This is a genomic window from Microbacterium esteraromaticum (assembly GCF_900163815.1).
In the GTDB taxonomy this organism is placed as follows: domain Bacteria; phylum Actinomycetota; class Actinomycetes; order Actinomycetales; family Microbacteriaceae; genus Microbacterium; species Microbacterium esteraromaticum_B.
The window spans coordinates 165461-180188 of the sequence record NZ_FUKO01000012.1; the positions used below are offsets into that span (position 1 = coordinate 165461).

The window sequence follows — 14728 nt, forward strand, 5'->3', positions numbered from 1 at the left end:
CGGGGTGCGCGCGGCCTCGACGACTCAAGCTGACAGCGAACACGAAGCGGGGCGTGTCAGCGCAAGTGCGGACGATCTCCCTAGGATGGAACCATGACGCTTCCCGTGATCTCTCACACGACCGATCCGTTCCCAGGAAGTGCTGCAGACGCCGCAGTGCTCGTCATTCCCGATCCAGACGCCTCCACCGAGGCGCTCTCCGGCTTCGAGGGTCTCACCCAGACTCTGACAGCCATCGGGTACAAGGGCACCGCATCCGCATACACCCGTGTGCACCTGCCTGCAGTCACTTCCCTGCCTCTCGCGGTGGTGAGCGCAGGCCCATCTCCGACGGCGGAGACGGTGCGCGATGCCGTCGCCACGGCGGTGCGCAGCCTCACCGGCTTCGCCACCGTCTCGATCGGCTTCGCCGCTGATCTGGAGCAGTTCGCAGCCGCGGCCGCAGAAGGCGCACTGCTCGGCGGTTACCGCTTCGACGACTACCGCTCCGAGAAGAAGCCCGCGCGCGCCGAGTCGCTGGTTCTGCACGCCGCCGAGCTCGCAGACGGAGCGCTCGTTCACGCCCGCGCGGTCGCTGAGGGCATCGCCCTGGTGAAGGATCTCGTCTCCACACCGGCCGAATGGCAGAGCCCCGAGCAGCTGGCGCAGAGCGCCATCGATGCTGTCGCCGAGCTGCCGATCGAGGTCGAGGTGTTCGACGAGGAGCAGCTGGAAGAGCAGGGCTTCGGCGGAATCATCGGCGTCGGCCGCGGTTCCGACCGTCCGCCGCGCCTCGTGCGGCTCAGCTACTCCCCCGCGGATGCCGCGCGACACATCGCGCTGGTCGGCAAGGGCATCACGTTCGACACCGGTGGCCTCTCGCTCAAGCCGGCTGCCGGCATGGTCGGGATGAAGTTCGATATGGCAGGCTCGGCGACCATCCTCGCCGCGATCCGTGCCATCGCCGCCCTCGAGCTGCCGGTGCGCGTGACGGCCTGGATGTGCATCGCCGACAACATGCCGTCCGGTCGGGCGACGCGCCCGGGAGATGTCCTGCGGATGCTGGATGGCCAGACCGTCGAGGTGCTCAACACCGACGCCGAGGGACGCCTGGTCCTCGCGGACGGCCTCGTCGCCGCCAGCCGGGAGAACCCCGATGTGATCATCGATGTCGCCACCCTCACCGGCGCGATCATCGTCGCGCTCGGCATGCGCCACACCGGCGTCATGGGCGACGATTCCGCCGTCGCCGAGTACCTGGCTGCAGCGAAGTCCGTCGATGAGCTCGCGTGGTCGCTTCCGCTGCCGGAGTTCATGGAGGAGACGCTGGACTCGCAGATCGCCGACATGATCAACGCGAACATGAGCGATCGCTCCGGGGGCTCGATGTTCGCCGGTCTGTTCCTGCAGCGCTTCATCGGGCGCGTCTCGGATGCCGCCGATGCACCGCGCATCCCGTGGGTGCACCTCGACATCGCCGGGTCGGCCGAGCACAAGGGATCGTCGTACGGATTCACCGAGAAGGGCGCGACCGGCGCGACCGTCCGTTCTCTCATCGCCTTCGCGCAGGCATCAGTCAAGGAGGCCTGATGGCCGTTCACGAGTTCGACCTCGTCATTCTCGGCGGTGGCAGCGGCGGTTATGCGGCCGCGATCCGAGCCAGCGAGCTGGGCAAGAAGGTGGTGCTGATCGAGAAGGACAAGGTCGGCGGCACCTGTCTGCATCGCGGGTGCATTCCGACGAAGGCGCTGCTGCACGCAGCCGAAGTCGCCGATCACGTGCGCTCGGCGGCATCCGTCGGCGTGACCGCAACGCTGGAAGCCATCGACGCAGCGGGCGTGCGCTCCTACCGCGAGGGCATCGTCGCCAAGAAGTTCAAGGGTCTGGAAGGGCTGCTCAAAGCTCGTGGCATCACGGTCGTCGCGGGCGAGGGGCGCCTCGCCGCGAATCGCTCCGTGACGGTCGGCGACGATCGCTACGTCGGCGCCGATGTGGTGCTCGCCACCGGCTCATACAGCCGCTCACTGCCCGGGCTCGAGATCGGCGGTCGGATCATCGCCAGCGAGCAGGCGCTCGCGCTGGATGAGATCCCCTCCAGCGTCGTGATCCTCGGCGGCGGCGTTATCGGTGTCGAGTTCGCCAGCGTCTGGCGCTCGTTCGGCGCCGAAGTCACCATCGTCGAAGCACTGCCGCACCTGGTGCCCAACGAGGACATCGCGCTGAGCAAGGGCCTGGAGCGCGCCTTCCGCCGCCGCGGCATCAAGTACTCCCTCGGCACGCGCTTCCAGAAGGCCGAGCAGGACGACAGCCAGGTGACGGTCACGCTCGAAGACGGCAAGAGCTTCTCGGCGGACTATCTTCTGGTCGCTGTCGGGCGAGGCCCCGCAACGGCCGATCTCGGCTTCGAAGAGGCCGGCGTCTCGCTCGACCGCGGGTTCGTGACAGTCGATGATCAGCTGCGCACCGGCGTGCCGGGACTGTGGGCCGTCGGCGACATCGTTGCCGGCCTGCAGCTCGCGCACCGTGGTTTCCTGCAGGGCATCGCGGTTGCAGAGCGGATCGCCGGGATGCAGGTTCCGGCACTGCCGGAGTCGCAGATTCCACGCGTGACCTACTGCAGTCCGGAGGTGGCATCCGTCGGCATCACGGAGGAAGCCGCCATCGCCGAATACGGTGCGGACGCCGTCGTCGCGTACGACTACAACCTCGCCGGCAACGGCAAGAGCGAGATCATCGGCACCGGCGGAACGGTGAAGGTCGTCCGTCAGAAGGATGGCCCTGTCGTCGGCGTGCACCTGCTCGGCGACCGGGTGGGCGAGCTGATCACCGAGGGACAGCTCGCGGTGGCCTGGGAAGCACATCCCGAGGACATCGCGCCGCTCATTCACGCGCACCCCACACAGAGCGAGGCACTGGGCGAGGTTTTCCTCGCACTGGCCGGAAAACCGCTCCACGCACTCTGAACCGCACCAACCGGGCGCCCAGGTCACTAAGCTTGATGGCGTCACAGATTTCTGAAGGAGACTCCGTCATGAGCACACCCGTGGTCCTCCCCGCACTCGGGGAGAGCGTTACCGAGGGTACGGTCACTCGCTGGCTGAAGCAGGTCGGCGACACGGTGCAGGCGGATGAGGGCCTGCTCGAGATCTCGACCGACAAGGTCGACACCGAGATTCCCTCTCCGGTCAGCGGCGTCATCGAGGAGATCCTCGTGGCCGAAGACGACACCGTCGAGGTGGGCGCTCTGCTGGCCCGGATCGGCGATGGCAGTGCCGCACCGGCCGAAGACGACGCGCCCGCTGCAGAAGAGCCCGCCGCTGAGGAAGCCCCGGCCGAGGAATCACCGGCGGCAGAAGCCGCTCCGGCAGCGGAGGCCGCACCGGCTGAGGAAGAGGCAGCACCCGCGGCCGCTTCCGGCGACGCGACCGACGTCGTTCTCCCCGAACTCGGCGAGAGCGTCACCGAGGGCACCGTCACCCGCTGGCTGAAGGAGATCGGCGACGATGTCGCTGTCGACGAGGCTCTGCTGGAGATCTCGACCGACAAGGTCGACACGGAGATCCCCTCGCCCGTGGCGGGAACACTGCAGGAGATCCTCGCGGCCGAAGACGAGACCGTCGCCGTCGGCGCTGTCCTCGCTCGGATCGGCTCCGGAGCTGCTCCCGCAAAGGACGCTCCCGCGAAGGAGACTGCCACCGAGGAAGCACCGGCGAAAGAAGAGCCCGCTGCCGAGGCTCCGGCCAAGGAAGCACCTGCGGAGAAGGCTCCGGCCCAGGACGCACCTGCGGAGAAGGCTGCGGCTGTCGAAGCCCCGGCACCGCGTGCCGTGGGCGCACCAGCTTCAACCGACAAGCCTGCAGAGCCCGAGTCCGACTCGCTGTACGTGACACCCCTGGTGCGCCGCCTGGCCAACCAGCAGGGGATCGACCTCGCTTCGGTGAAGGGCACTGGCGTGGGTGGCCGCATCCGCAAGGAAGACGTGCTGAAGGCTGCGGAGACGAAGGCGCAGGCTCCGGCCGATGCCGCCACATCCGCACCGGCACCGGCACCGCTGGAGGTCTCGCCGCTGCGCGGAACCACCCAGCCGATGTCGCGCCTGCGCAAGGTCGTCTCCGAGCGTGCCGTCGCATCGATGCAGCAGACGGCGCAGCTGACCACGTTCGTCGAGGTCGACGTCACCAAGCTTGCGGCGTACCGCACCGCGAACAAGGATGCGTTCCAGCAGAAGACCGGCGACAAGCTCTCGTTCCTGCCGTTCTTCACGCTCGCCGCTGCCGAGGCGCTGCAGGCCTTCCCGGTCGTCAACGCGACCGTCGATGGCAACAAGATCGTCTACCCGGCAAGCGAGAACATCTCGATCGCGGTGGACACCGAGCGAGGTCTGCTCACGCCGGTCGTGCGCGACGCGGCGACGAAGAACCTCGCTGAGCTGGCTCACGAGATCGCTGATCTGGCTGCTCGTACCCGCGATAACAAGCTCAAGCCCGACGAGCTGGCCGGGGGCACGTTCACCGTGACCAACACCGGCTCACGTGGTGCGCTGTTCGACACGCCGCTGGTGTTCCTGCCGCAGTCGGCGATCCTCGGGACGGGTGTCGTCTTCAAGCGCCCGGGTGTTGTCACAGTCGACGGTGTCGACGCCATCGCGGTGCGTTCGTACGTCTACCTGGCGATCTCGTACGATCACCGGATCATCGACGGTGCGGATGCTGCGCGCTTCCTCGGTGCCATCAAGGATCGACTCGAGAACGCGAACTTCGCGGCTCAGCTGGGCATCTGACCCCGTTCAGCCCTGTGCCGGTGGCTGGTCCACGACGTCATACACGTCGCGTACCAGCCATTTCTCGTTCTGGCGGCTGAGCACGAGCATCTGCTCGCCCTGCTCCGCCGTCGAGACGAGCCGCACGACAGCGATGTCACCGTAGTCTTCGATCGGAATGATCTTGCGGCCCTCGGGGCTGCGCGCCAGGCGCTCCAGAACGATCTCCCCCGCCCCATCGACGACTGCCTGCGCACACCGCATGTCCTCGTGCGCAGCGCAGTCCGCTATCCCTGCCAGGAGCACGGTGACTATCTGCTGCACCGAGCCGTCGACGAGGTCGTCGTCGTCGTGTGGAGCCGGATCCGGCTCGCGCTCGGCGGGAGTCTCCGGTGCAGACGCCGGAACCTCGCTCTTCGGCGTCTGCTGCGGCGCGTTCTTCGGCTCCGTCGTCGGTTCAAGCCCCGCGCCGGTCTGAGCGCTCTGCGCCGCCGAATCGGTGCTGCGTGTGTCCTCCATCGCCGAAGAGTCCTCACCGCCCCCGGGCCACAGCAGACCGCCCAGGAGCACCACGGCGGCCGCCGCAGCGCCGACCAGCAGCATCCGCCCACGTCCGGCCTTCTCCGGTGCCGTACGGCCCGCCCCAGCATCGGTCTTCGACTTTCGTGCTGTCTCACTGTGGTTGCGCGGTGGCCTGTGGCGCGGCATGCGCTCGCGCACCCGCTCGAGAAGCTCGCCCCCGAGTTCCACCGCAAGCTGGCGAAGACCGCGACGCTCTGCGAGCAGCTGCGTGTCTTCAGGCATTCTCGCCCGGTGCAGCGGAATCGCGGCGACGCGCTCAGGCGGATAGACCTCCCGCTCCAATGCACGCGGTGAAGCCAGCTCCGTGAGCTCGCGCTCCCAGGTATCCGTCGAGCGAAGGACCACCCGCCGGTCGGCGGTCGCACTGCCGATCTCTCCCAGCAGTCGCTCCAGCGCACGATCGGTGCATGCGCCCCGAATACGACCGACGATCTCACCAGTTGATGCAGCGCACGAACTGCCCTCACCGGGTACGAAAACAGGGCGGGACTCGTCAGTGAGCCACCAGCGCCCACGCACATCACTGTCCTCGACTTCGAAGACGCCACGCAGCATGCTGCCGACCAGAGTGACCGTCTCTCCCGCACTGAGCGGGCGCTGTGCGGTTGCTCGACGTCCGAGGAAGGCTTCGACGGGTTCCACGCACCACGGCAGCAGCGCATCCAACCCGTCCCTGCGGCGCACGACGTCACGCACGCCGGCCACATGCTCGGCCGAGGCGTGCGTCCACAGCGTGTCAGACGTGCCCGCAGCGTCCACGCGCACGCGCATCTGCTCGCCGTCGGTGACGAGCTCGCCTGCGAACGCGGACTCGCGTCCATCCAGATGACGGATCCCCCGATGTGCTCCCGGAATCAGCGCTGTGGTGTCGTCCATGGCTCCATGACAGCGCACCGGGCGGGCGCGAAGCGTGCTGTGGCCGAGAATCGGGGAGAAGTCAGAGCAATCGCGCAGATGTGCAGAACGAACGAGGCCCGATCACTCGGTAGGCTGGTAGGCATGGCAAAGCGTGCTCCCGATACTGAGAAGCGTCCCGGCTTCTTCTCCCAGATCCGTTCCCTGTTCCGCTTCACCCGGGACGTCTACGGCTGGCTTCCCTGGGCGCAGATCGCGATCCTCATCGCCGGTGTGCTCATCGGACTCATCCTGGGTTTCGTCATCGGCGGCGGAATCAATGCTCTCTCGCTCGTCCTCTGGGGTTTCACCGGCCTCATGTTCGGCATCCTCGGGGCGATGTTCCTGATGACCAGGCTGTCGACGAAGGCCATGTACGCGAAGATCGACGGCACTCCGGGCGCGGTCGGGCATGTGCTCTCCACCAGCCTCGGGCGCAGCTGGCAGGCGTCTGACACCCCCGTCGGCATCAACCCCAAGACGCAGGAAGCCGTGTACCGCACCATCGGTCGTGGCGGCATCGCGGTCGTCGGCGAGGGCAGCCGGGGCCGACTGACCCGGCTGGTCAACGAGGAGCGCCAGAAGGCGCAGCGCGTCGCACACGGTGTACCGGTGACAGTGATCTACGTCGGTCACGGCGATGACGATGTCGCGATCTCAGATCTTTCCAAAACGATCAAGAAGCTTCCCAAGGCGATCGACAAGGCCACGATGGCGGCGGTCATCCGCCGGGTCGAGTCGGTCTCGCAGTCGCTCTCCTCGCTGCCGATCCCGAAGGGCATCGACCCCACCAAGGTTCGCGCGCAGCGCCCGCGCTGAGCGCGGCGCAGTATCCGCTCAACAGAACGGCCCCTCTCATCGAGAGGGGCCGTTCTGCGTCAGTCGTTGAAGTTCACTGGTCGCCCAGGGGCACCTTCGGCAGTCGACGCACGCGAGGACGCCGTCGCCGCTTCTCCGGGATCATCGTGCGCATCTCCTCGAGCTTGCCGAAGCAGAGCAGCCGGTCCTCTGCCTCGAGCACGACATGCTTTCGCGGGTTGGGGATGACACTCACGCCTCGGTGCAGGGTGAGCACGGTGATATCGCGATCCCACAGACCGAGATCCCCGAGTTTCATGCCCACCTGCTCAGAACCCGAGGGGAAACCCAGCTCGGCGACCCCATATCCGGTGGATACGCTGAGTCGCTGACGAACATCGATATCGGGGAAAGCGACCTGATTCGCGATGTAGTCGACGATCGCGCCGGCGACGTCGAGGTTCGTCGCCGCTTCGATGCCCTGCAGTCCCGGTGACGAATTCACCTCCATGACGAGCGGGCCGTCATCGCTTTCGAGCATGTCGACACCGGCGACGCGCAGTCCCATGATCTGGGCCGACCGCACCGCTGTCTGCTCGTAGACCGGGTCGAGCGCGACGGGCTCGACGCGTCCGCCGCGGTGCACGTTCGAGCGGAACTCATCGCCTTCCGCCACCCGCCGCATCGCCGCGACGACACGATCGCCGACGACGAGCGCGCGGATGTCACGGCCACGACTCTCAGCGATGAATTTCTGAATCAGCACGTTCTGGTTCGTCGAGTGCAGCGTCTCGATGATCGCCTCGGCGACCTTGACCTGCGGAGCAAGGATGACGCCGATGCCCTGGGTGCCCTCGAGGAGCTTGATGACGACGGGTGCTCCACCGACGCGCTCGATCGCCGGACGCACATCGGCGCGGTTGCGCACGAAGGCGGTCGGCGGCATGGCGATGTTGTGTCGGGAGAGGATCTGGTTCGCGCGCAGCTTGTCACGCGCGCTGGAGATGCCGGCAGCCGTGTTCGGCGTGTACACGTCCATCTGCTCGAACTGACGCACGACGGCGGTGCCGAAGTACGTGATCGAGTTGCCGATCCGGGGCAGGATCGCGTCGTACTCGCTGAGCTGTTTGCCACGGAAGAACAGATCCGGTGCCTCGGCGGTGAGGTCGATGGCGAAGCGGAGCGTGTTGAGCACCTTGACGTTGTGCCCACGCTGCTGTGCGGCAGCGCGAAGACGCTGCGTGGAGTACGACTGCGGTGCCCGCGAGAGGACGGCGATCTTCACAGAATTTTCCTGCCAGGATGTAGGGGTGAATCGGTCCTCTCATTCAAACACGTCGACAGGGTGGCGGGAGTGGGTTGCGCTGCCCGATCTGGGCGTGGACTGGATCAAGGCGAAGATCGACACCGGCGCGCGCACATCGTCTCTGCATGCCTTCGACGTGCAGGAGTTCACCCGCGATGGCGCCGATTGGGTGCGCTTCGCTGTGCATCCCTGGCAGGACACGCAGGAAGACGAGGTCATTCACGAGTGCCCGGTATTCGATCGGCGCGCGGTGCGCAGCTCCTCCGGCCACGCGGAGGATCGCCTCGTCGTCAAGATGCTCCTCAGACTGGTCGGCGAAGAGGTCGATGCCGAGATCTCCCTCACCAATCGTGACGAGATGGGCTTTCGGATGCTGATCGGCCGCGAGGCACTGCGGCGCGGGTTCATCGTCGACCCGGCCAGGTCGTTCCTCGGCGGGCGCGCGCCCCGTGAGGCCCGCCGCCGCAACCGCGGCAAGGCCTAGCGAAGCCGGTTCTGTCAGGCTCGGATGAGCACGGTGCCAGCGGCTTTGTCATGCAGACCGCGCTGATCGGCATCCCAGATCACCGCAGGAATGACGACCAGCAGCAGCAGAGTGCGCACGATCGGACGCCACAGTCCGACCCAGCCACCACCGAGCCGGACGAGACGCATGCCCAGCATGCGATGGCCCGGGCTGCCCCCTGCGGTCGGGATGAAGACGATCTGCAGCACGGCGAAAACCATCATCGGCGCGAACTGACGCCACCCCGCCTCGCCCGGCAGCGCGAACTGGTCGTAGCCGAGGAACCCGACGGCGATGATGGTCGCGGCGACATAGTCGATCAGCAGAGCACCGATCCGGCGGCCGGGTCGAGCGACGCTGCGAGGTCCGGTCGCGGGCAGGCCAAGACGTTCGCCAGGGTACTCATTCACCCGTCCAGCCTACCGATCACGCGTAACATGCCCGAAACACGAGCGACACCGCGGGGAAACGCCGCCAGCATAATCTGCGTAAGGTTGATTGAACCGATACCCGATCAGGAGTCGTACATGTTCACAGATCCCGCAGAGGTCCTCCGCTATATCGAGGAGAACGACGTCAAGTTCCTCGACATCCGATTCACCGACCTTCCGGGGGTGCAGCAGCACTTCAACATCCCGGCGTCCACGGTGGACGAGGATTTCTTCCGTGACGGACAGCTCTTCGACGGTTCGTCGATCCGCGGATTCGCCAGCATCCACGAATCCGACATGCAGCTGATCCCCGACGTCACCACCGCCTACGTCGACCCGTTCCGCGCGGCGAGCACGCTGGTGATGATCTTCGACATCTACAACCCGCGCACCGGCGAGATCTACAGCAAGGACCCCCGTCAGGTCGCCAAGAAGGCCGAGAAGTACCTCGTATCCACCGGCATCGCCGACACGGCGTTCTTCGCTCCTGAAGCGGAGTTCTACATCTTCGATGACGTGCGCTACTCGGTCACCGGCGGCGAGAGCTTCTACAAGATCGACTCCGAAGAGGCCGCCTGGAACTCGGGCCGCGAGGAGGAGGGCGGGAACCTCGCCAACAAGACGCCGTTCAAGGGCGGGTACTTCCCGGTCGCCCCGGTCGACAAGACCGCGGACCTGCGCGATGACATGACCCTGCGCCTGATCGACGCAGGATTCCACCTGGAGCGGTCGCATCACGAGGTCGGCACGGCGGGTCAGCAGGAGATCAACTACCGTTTCGACACCATGGTCCGCTCGGCCGACGACATCCTGAAGTTCAAGTACATCATCAAGAACACCGCCGAGGAGTGGGGCAAGACGGTCACCTTCATGCCGAAGCCGCTGTACGGCGACAACGGCTCGGGCATGCACACCCACCAGTCGCTGTGGCTCGATGGCACGCCGCTGTTCTTCGACGAGGCGGGCTACGGCCAGTTGAGCGACATCGCGCGCTGGTACATCGGCGGCCTGCTCAAGCACGCCAACGCTGTGCTCGCATTCACGAACCCGACGCTGAACAGCTACCACCGTCTGGTGAAGCACTACGAGGCGCCGGTGAACCTCGCATACTCGGCCGGCAACCGCTCCGCGGCGATCCGGATCCCGCTGACGGGCTCGAACCCGAAGGCCAAGCGCATCGAGTTCCGGGTGCCGGATGCCTCCAGCAACCCGTATCTCGCCTTCGCCGCGCAGATGATGGCAGGTCTCGACGGCATCAAGAACCGCATCGAGCCGATGGAGCCCATCGACAAGGACCTGTACGAGCTGCCCCCGGAGGAGGCCGCGAACATCCCGCAGGTGCCGAACTCTCTGCTGGACTCGCTGAACGCTCTGCGCGACGACCACGACTTCCTGCTCGAAGGCGGCGTGTTCACCAAGGAGCTCATCGACACCTGGATCTCGTACAAGTACGAAGAGGAGATCCTGCCGATGGCGCAGCGCCCGCACCCTTACGAGTTCGAGCTGTACTACGGCTGCTGACGCTCAGCAGAAGACGCGGAGGGCGGCGGGCTGCACGCGCACGTGCAACTGAGAGACTTCGCCCGCTTCCTCTCCGTCGATCTCGAACGCGACCGGAGTGTCGATCGACACCTGCATCGCTGCACCGGAGAGATGCCGTGCGGAGTCGGTGCTGACGGTCGCCTCGGTGCCGCCCAGAACGCGGCGGATGCCGTTGTCCCACACCACGGTGCGCAGCGTCTCCATCCATTGCGCGGCATTGTCGGCACTGATGAGCAGAACATCCAGACGTCCGTCGTCGGGCACCGCGTCCGGCAGCAGTGTGACGCCGCCCTGAATGGCGCCGCAGTTGCCGATCAGCAGTGTGTGCCCGCTCAGCTGCTGCTGCTCGCCGTCATCGATGGCCAGTTCGAAGGTGACGCTCTCCGCGGCGGCGAAAGCTCGTCCCATCGCCTCGACGTAGGCCAGCCAGCCCGCTTTGTCCTTCAGGTCGTCGTCCGTCTCGGCGAGCATGTGCGCGTCGAGGCCGAAGCCGATCATCACGAGGAAGCCGGTCTCGTCGTTCTGCTCATCGGCGCGAACCCAGCCCATATCGATCTCGCGGTGCGAGCCTGCGGAGATCACCTGGAGAGCTCTCGGGATGCTGCCCAGCGGGATGCCGAGATTGCGGGCGAGCAGGTTCCCGGTGCCCTGCGGGATGATCCCCAGTGCCGGCGCATCGGGTGCGGCGGAGATCACCTCCGCGACGGTGCGCACAGTGCCGTCGCCTCCGACCGCGATCAGCACCTCACATCCCGCAGCCACCCCTGCCTCCGCCATGGCGCGCCCGGGATCATCGGCGGTCGTCTCCCACCACAGCACCTCCGAGGCTTCTCCGAGCGCGGACTCCACCGCCGCGCGCAGCCGCTTCTCGTTCACCTTGGTCGGATTCCAGACGATTCCCACACGGTTCGGCATCATGTTCCCCTTGCGTTGATGTGCGGGCGCTCTCACCCGTAGAACTGCTTCTCGAATACTCTTCTGGCCCTGCGCGTCACTCTCAGGAAGTCCTCTTCGAGGACGGTCGCAGAGCGATCCGGGTACCCGAGCAGCCGGCCCACGCCATCGAGATCGCGGAATTCCGTGGGCAGAACATCCCGGGTTTTTGCGGTGAGGAGGGTCATCGCCGTGCGCAGACGGCTGGCGAGGATCCAGGCGGCGCGCAGTTTGGCCGCGCCCGCGGCCGGCAGCAGCTTCGCCCGAACCGCTGCGTCCAGTGCGTGCAGCGTGGACGTCGTGCGCAGTGCTGGAATGGCGTGCCCGTGCTGCAGCTGCAGCACCTGCACCATCCACTCCACATCGCTGAGCGTCCCGGGACCGAGTTTCAAGTGCCGGCGCGGATCCGCGCCCTGCGGGAGCCGCTCCCCCTCGATCCGCGCCTTGATCCTCTTGATCTCGCGCACGGCCTGCGCTTCCACCTGCTGCGGGTAGCGGATGCTGTCGGCGAGCCGCGTGAACTTCGCGATGAGTTTCGCACTGCCGGCGATTCCGCGCGCACGCAGCAGCGCCTGCGCCTCCCACGACAGCGACCAGCGCCGGTAGTACTGCGTGTACGCCTCGATTGAGCGGACGATCGCACCGTTGCGCCCCTCCGGGCGAAGATCGGCATCGAGATCGAGCGGCACCTTGCCGTCTGCGAGGTGGGTCCGCAGGCCCGAGACGATCTTCGCTGAGTGCTGCTGTGCACGCTGCGGATCGATGCCATTGGCGTCGTAGACGAACAAGACATCGGCGTCCGAGCCGAGACCCAGCTCCGCTCCGCCGAAGCGTCCCATTGCAATGATCGAGAAGTCGAGCGCGTCGTCTTCGGCAGGCACGACTTCACGCCGCACCGCTCGCAGCGCCGCCTGGATGGTGACTTCGGTGATCTCGGTGAGCGCCTGTGCGGACTCGTCGATGGTGATCCGCTCCAGCACAAGGCCGAGCGCCGTGCGCAGCAGCTCGCGACGGCGCAGCGCGCGTACCGATTTCAGCGCGTCCTTGGTCGTCGCATGCCTGGTCTGGATCGCGCGCGCTTCTTCGTCCAGCGCCGCGGCTCCCCGTGGGCGGAGCGCTGCCGGGCTGTCCAGCCATGCGACCGACTCGGGAATCCACTCCATAAGCTCGCCGATGTACCGGGAGCTGGACAAGACACGCGTCAGCCGTTCCGCAGCCCCGGAAGAGTCGCGCAGCATGCGCAGGAACCAATGCGTGTCGCCGAGCCGCTCGCTGATCCGCCGGAACGCGATGAGCCCATAGTCCGGATCGGTCCCGTCGGCGAACCACCGCAGCATGACTGGCATGAGGTGGCGCTGAATCGTCGATTTGCGGCTGATCCCGGTCGTGAGAGCTGCAATGTGGCGCAACGCGCCGGCGGGGTCGCGGAAGCCGATCGCGGCCAGCCGGGATCCGGCTTGCGCCGTCGACAGCATCCGCTCCTCGGCCGGCAGCGACGCGACCGCTGCCAGCAGTGGCCGGTAGAACAGACGCGTGTGCTGCTCGCGCACGTCCCGCCGCAGTGCCTCCCACACGCCGCGCAGCTCCGAGGCGCTGTCGGCCAGGCCGGTCGCGCGCGCGAGACGCCGCATGCCTTCGTCGTCGCGTGGCAGCAGATGCGTGCGGGTGAGCTCGTGCAGTTGCAGACGGTGCTCGATCAGGCGCAGCATCCGGTACTGCTCGGCGAACGCCCCCGCCTCGGCTCGTCCGATGTATCCGCCTTCGACGAGCGCATCGAGAGATTCCAGAGTGCCGCGAGTGCGCAGGTTCTCGTCGCTCAACCCGTGCACGAGCTGCAGAAGCTGCACGGTGAACTCGATGTCGCGCAGCCCCCCTGGCCCGAGTTTGAGCTGGTAGGGCACGTCTTCCGCCGGGATGTTCGCGGTCACCCGCTCCCGCATCGTCTGCACGCTCTCGACGAAGTCCTCGCGGGCCGCGCTCGCCCAGACCTTCGGCTGCACGGCCTCGATGTAGCCGGCTCCGAGTTCGGGGTCGCCCGCCATCGCACGTGCCTTCAGCAGCGCTTGGAACTCCCAGCTCTTCGCCCACCGGTCGTAGTACGCCAGGTGAGAAGCAAGGGAGCGCACCAGGGCGCCCTGCTTGCCCTCTGGGCGCAGCGCAGCATCCACCTCCCAGAGCGCGGGTTCGGCGTCGATGCCCGACAGCGCGCGCATCGTCTCCCGCGCCAACCGCGTCGCCACATCGATCGCGTGCGCCTCATCGATGACATCTTCGTCTGCTGTGCCGCCGACGAAGATCACATCCACGTCACTGAGGTAGTTCAGCTCCCGCGCGCCGGCCTTGCCCATCCCGATGATCGCCAGCGTGGTCGCTGCGACCTCCGCGTGTCCGTCCCTGCCATCGGAATCAGCCACTGCTGTGCGCGCGATCGCGAGAGCGGCCTCCAGCGCTGCCGCCGCGGCGTCCGCGAGCGCCGCCGAGACGCCTTCGATCGCGGCGGTCGGGTTGGCGGATGCCAGATCTGCCGCGACGATCTCAGTGAGACAGCGTCGGTACTCGATCCGCAGCGCCATCTCGGCATGCTCGGCATGTGCGAAGCCATCCTCCGCGCCGACGGCATCCAGCATCCGGGCGGTGAGCTCCGCCGCTCCCGGCAGATCTGTACGCAGCAGCGCATCGATGTCGAACTGCTCGGGACGCCGCTCGAAGAAGCCGGCGATCCCCGATGAGATGCCGAACAGTCGCCACACGGCTTCGCGGGCGTTCGGCGCACTCAGCACCGCCGTCGCCCTGTCAGCGTCGCGTCGTGCGACGTGCAGCATTCCCCGCACCGCTGCATCCGGATCCGCCGCTGTCATGCCCTCGACGAGTTCCACCCGGTCAAGGCCCGTGATCTCGGCGAGCTCGGTGAGGTCGGCGGATGCCGCTGTCAGCTCGACGAAGCCGAGCCTCGCCAGAGCCGAGAGCGACGCGGACGCATCAGGGCGCGCCATGACCGC

At 66.9% G+C, this 14728-nt stretch carries 11 protein-coding genes; 6 read left to right on the top strand and 5 right to left on the bottom strand.

Annotation, left to right across the window (positions count from 1 at the left end; all coding sequences use genetic code 11):
* The first annotated feature begins 93 nt into the window (after positions 1-93).
* The 3 genes from FM104_RS04125 (at position 94) to sucB (ending at position 4759) form a co-directional block, all read left to right on the top strand.
* A complete protein-coding gene (locus tag FM104_RS04125) occupies positions 94-1569 on the top strand; it encodes a leucyl aminopeptidase (RefSeq protein ID WP_087130187.1) in 1476 nt (491 codons plus the stop codon).
* On the top strand, positions 1569-2942 hold the full coding sequence (gene lpdA / locus FM104_RS04130; RefSeq protein WP_087130188.1) for a dihydrolipoyl dehydrogenase: 1374 nt from the start codon (positions 1569-1571) through the stop codon (positions 2940-2942). The genes FM104_RS04125 and lpdA overlap by 1 nt, the downstream gene beginning before the upstream one ends.
* A 68-nt stretch (positions 2943-3010) precedes the next feature.
* Positions 3011-4759 carry a 2-oxoglutarate dehydrogenase, E2 component, dihydrolipoamide succinyltransferase gene (gene sucB, locus FM104_RS04135; protein WP_087130189.1) on the top strand — a complete coding sequence of 583 codons (1749 nt, stop codon included), beginning with the start codon at positions 3011-3013 and terminating at the stop codon, positions 4757-4759.
* A 6-nt stretch (positions 4760-4765) separates the two neighbouring features.
* On the opposite strand, the gene FM104_RS04140 is transcribed toward sucB, so the two are convergent.
* Positions 4766-6196, bottom strand: a complete 1431-nt coding sequence (locus tag FM104_RS04140; protein ID WP_087130190.1) for a hypothetical protein — start codon at positions 6194-6196, stop codon at positions 4766-4768.
* Between the two features lie 123 nt (positions 6197-6319).
* On the opposite strand from FM104_RS04140, the gene FM104_RS04145 reads away from it, so the two are divergent.
* Positions 6320-7033, top strand: coding sequence for a DUF4191 domain-containing protein (locus FM104_RS04145; protein WP_087130191.1), 714 nt, complete (start codon positions 6320-6322; stop codon positions 7031-7033).
* Between the two features lie 73 nt (positions 7034-7106).
* Here FM104_RS04145 and FM104_RS04150 read toward each other — a convergent pair whose 3' ends face one another.
* Positions 7107-8297, bottom strand: a complete 1191-nt coding sequence (locus FM104_RS04150; RefSeq protein WP_087130192.1) for a RimK family alpha-L-glutamate ligase — start codon at positions 8295-8297, stop codon at positions 7107-7109.
* A 25-nt stretch (positions 8298-8322) separates the two neighbouring features.
* Here FM104_RS04150 and FM104_RS04155 point away from each other — a divergent pair, with 25 nt between their 5' ends.
* Complete coding sequence (locus tag FM104_RS04155; RefSeq protein WP_087130193.1) at positions 8323-8802, top strand: ATP-dependent zinc protease family protein; 480 nt, start codon at positions 8323-8325, stop codon at positions 8800-8802.
* 14 nt (positions 8803-8816) lie between these two features.
* Here FM104_RS04155 and FM104_RS04160 read toward each other — a convergent pair whose 3' ends face one another.
* Positions 8817-9233 (bottom strand): RDD family protein, encoded by a 417-nt coding sequence (locus FM104_RS04160; RefSeq protein ID WP_087130194.1) that lies wholly within the window; start codon positions 9231-9233, stop codon positions 8817-8819.
* 117 nt (positions 9234-9350) lie between these two features.
* On the opposite strand from FM104_RS04160, the gene glnA reads away from it, so the two are divergent.
* Positions 9351-10775, top strand: a complete 1425-nt coding sequence (glnA, locus tag FM104_RS04165; RefSeq protein ID WP_087130195.1) for a type I glutamate--ammonia ligase — start codon at positions 9351-9353, stop codon at positions 10773-10775.
* Positions 10776-10778: 3 nt separating this feature from the next.
* Here the strand turns inward: glnA and FM104_RS04170 are convergent, their stop codons facing one another.
* Together FM104_RS04170 and FM104_RS04175 are read right to left on the bottom strand one after the other, a co-directional pair.
* Complete coding sequence (locus FM104_RS04170) at positions 10779-11711, bottom strand: diacylglycerol/lipid kinase family protein (protein ID WP_306298504.1); 933 nt, start codon at positions 11709-11711, stop codon at positions 10779-10781.
* 32 nt (positions 11712-11743) lie between these two features.
* Complete coding sequence (locus FM104_RS04175) at positions 11744-14722, bottom strand: bifunctional [glutamine synthetase] adenylyltransferase/[glutamine synthetase]-adenylyl-L-tyrosine phosphorylase (RefSeq protein WP_087130197.1); 2979 nt, start codon at positions 14720-14722, stop codon at positions 11744-11746.
* Between the last annotated feature and the right edge of the window lie 6 nt (positions 14723-14728).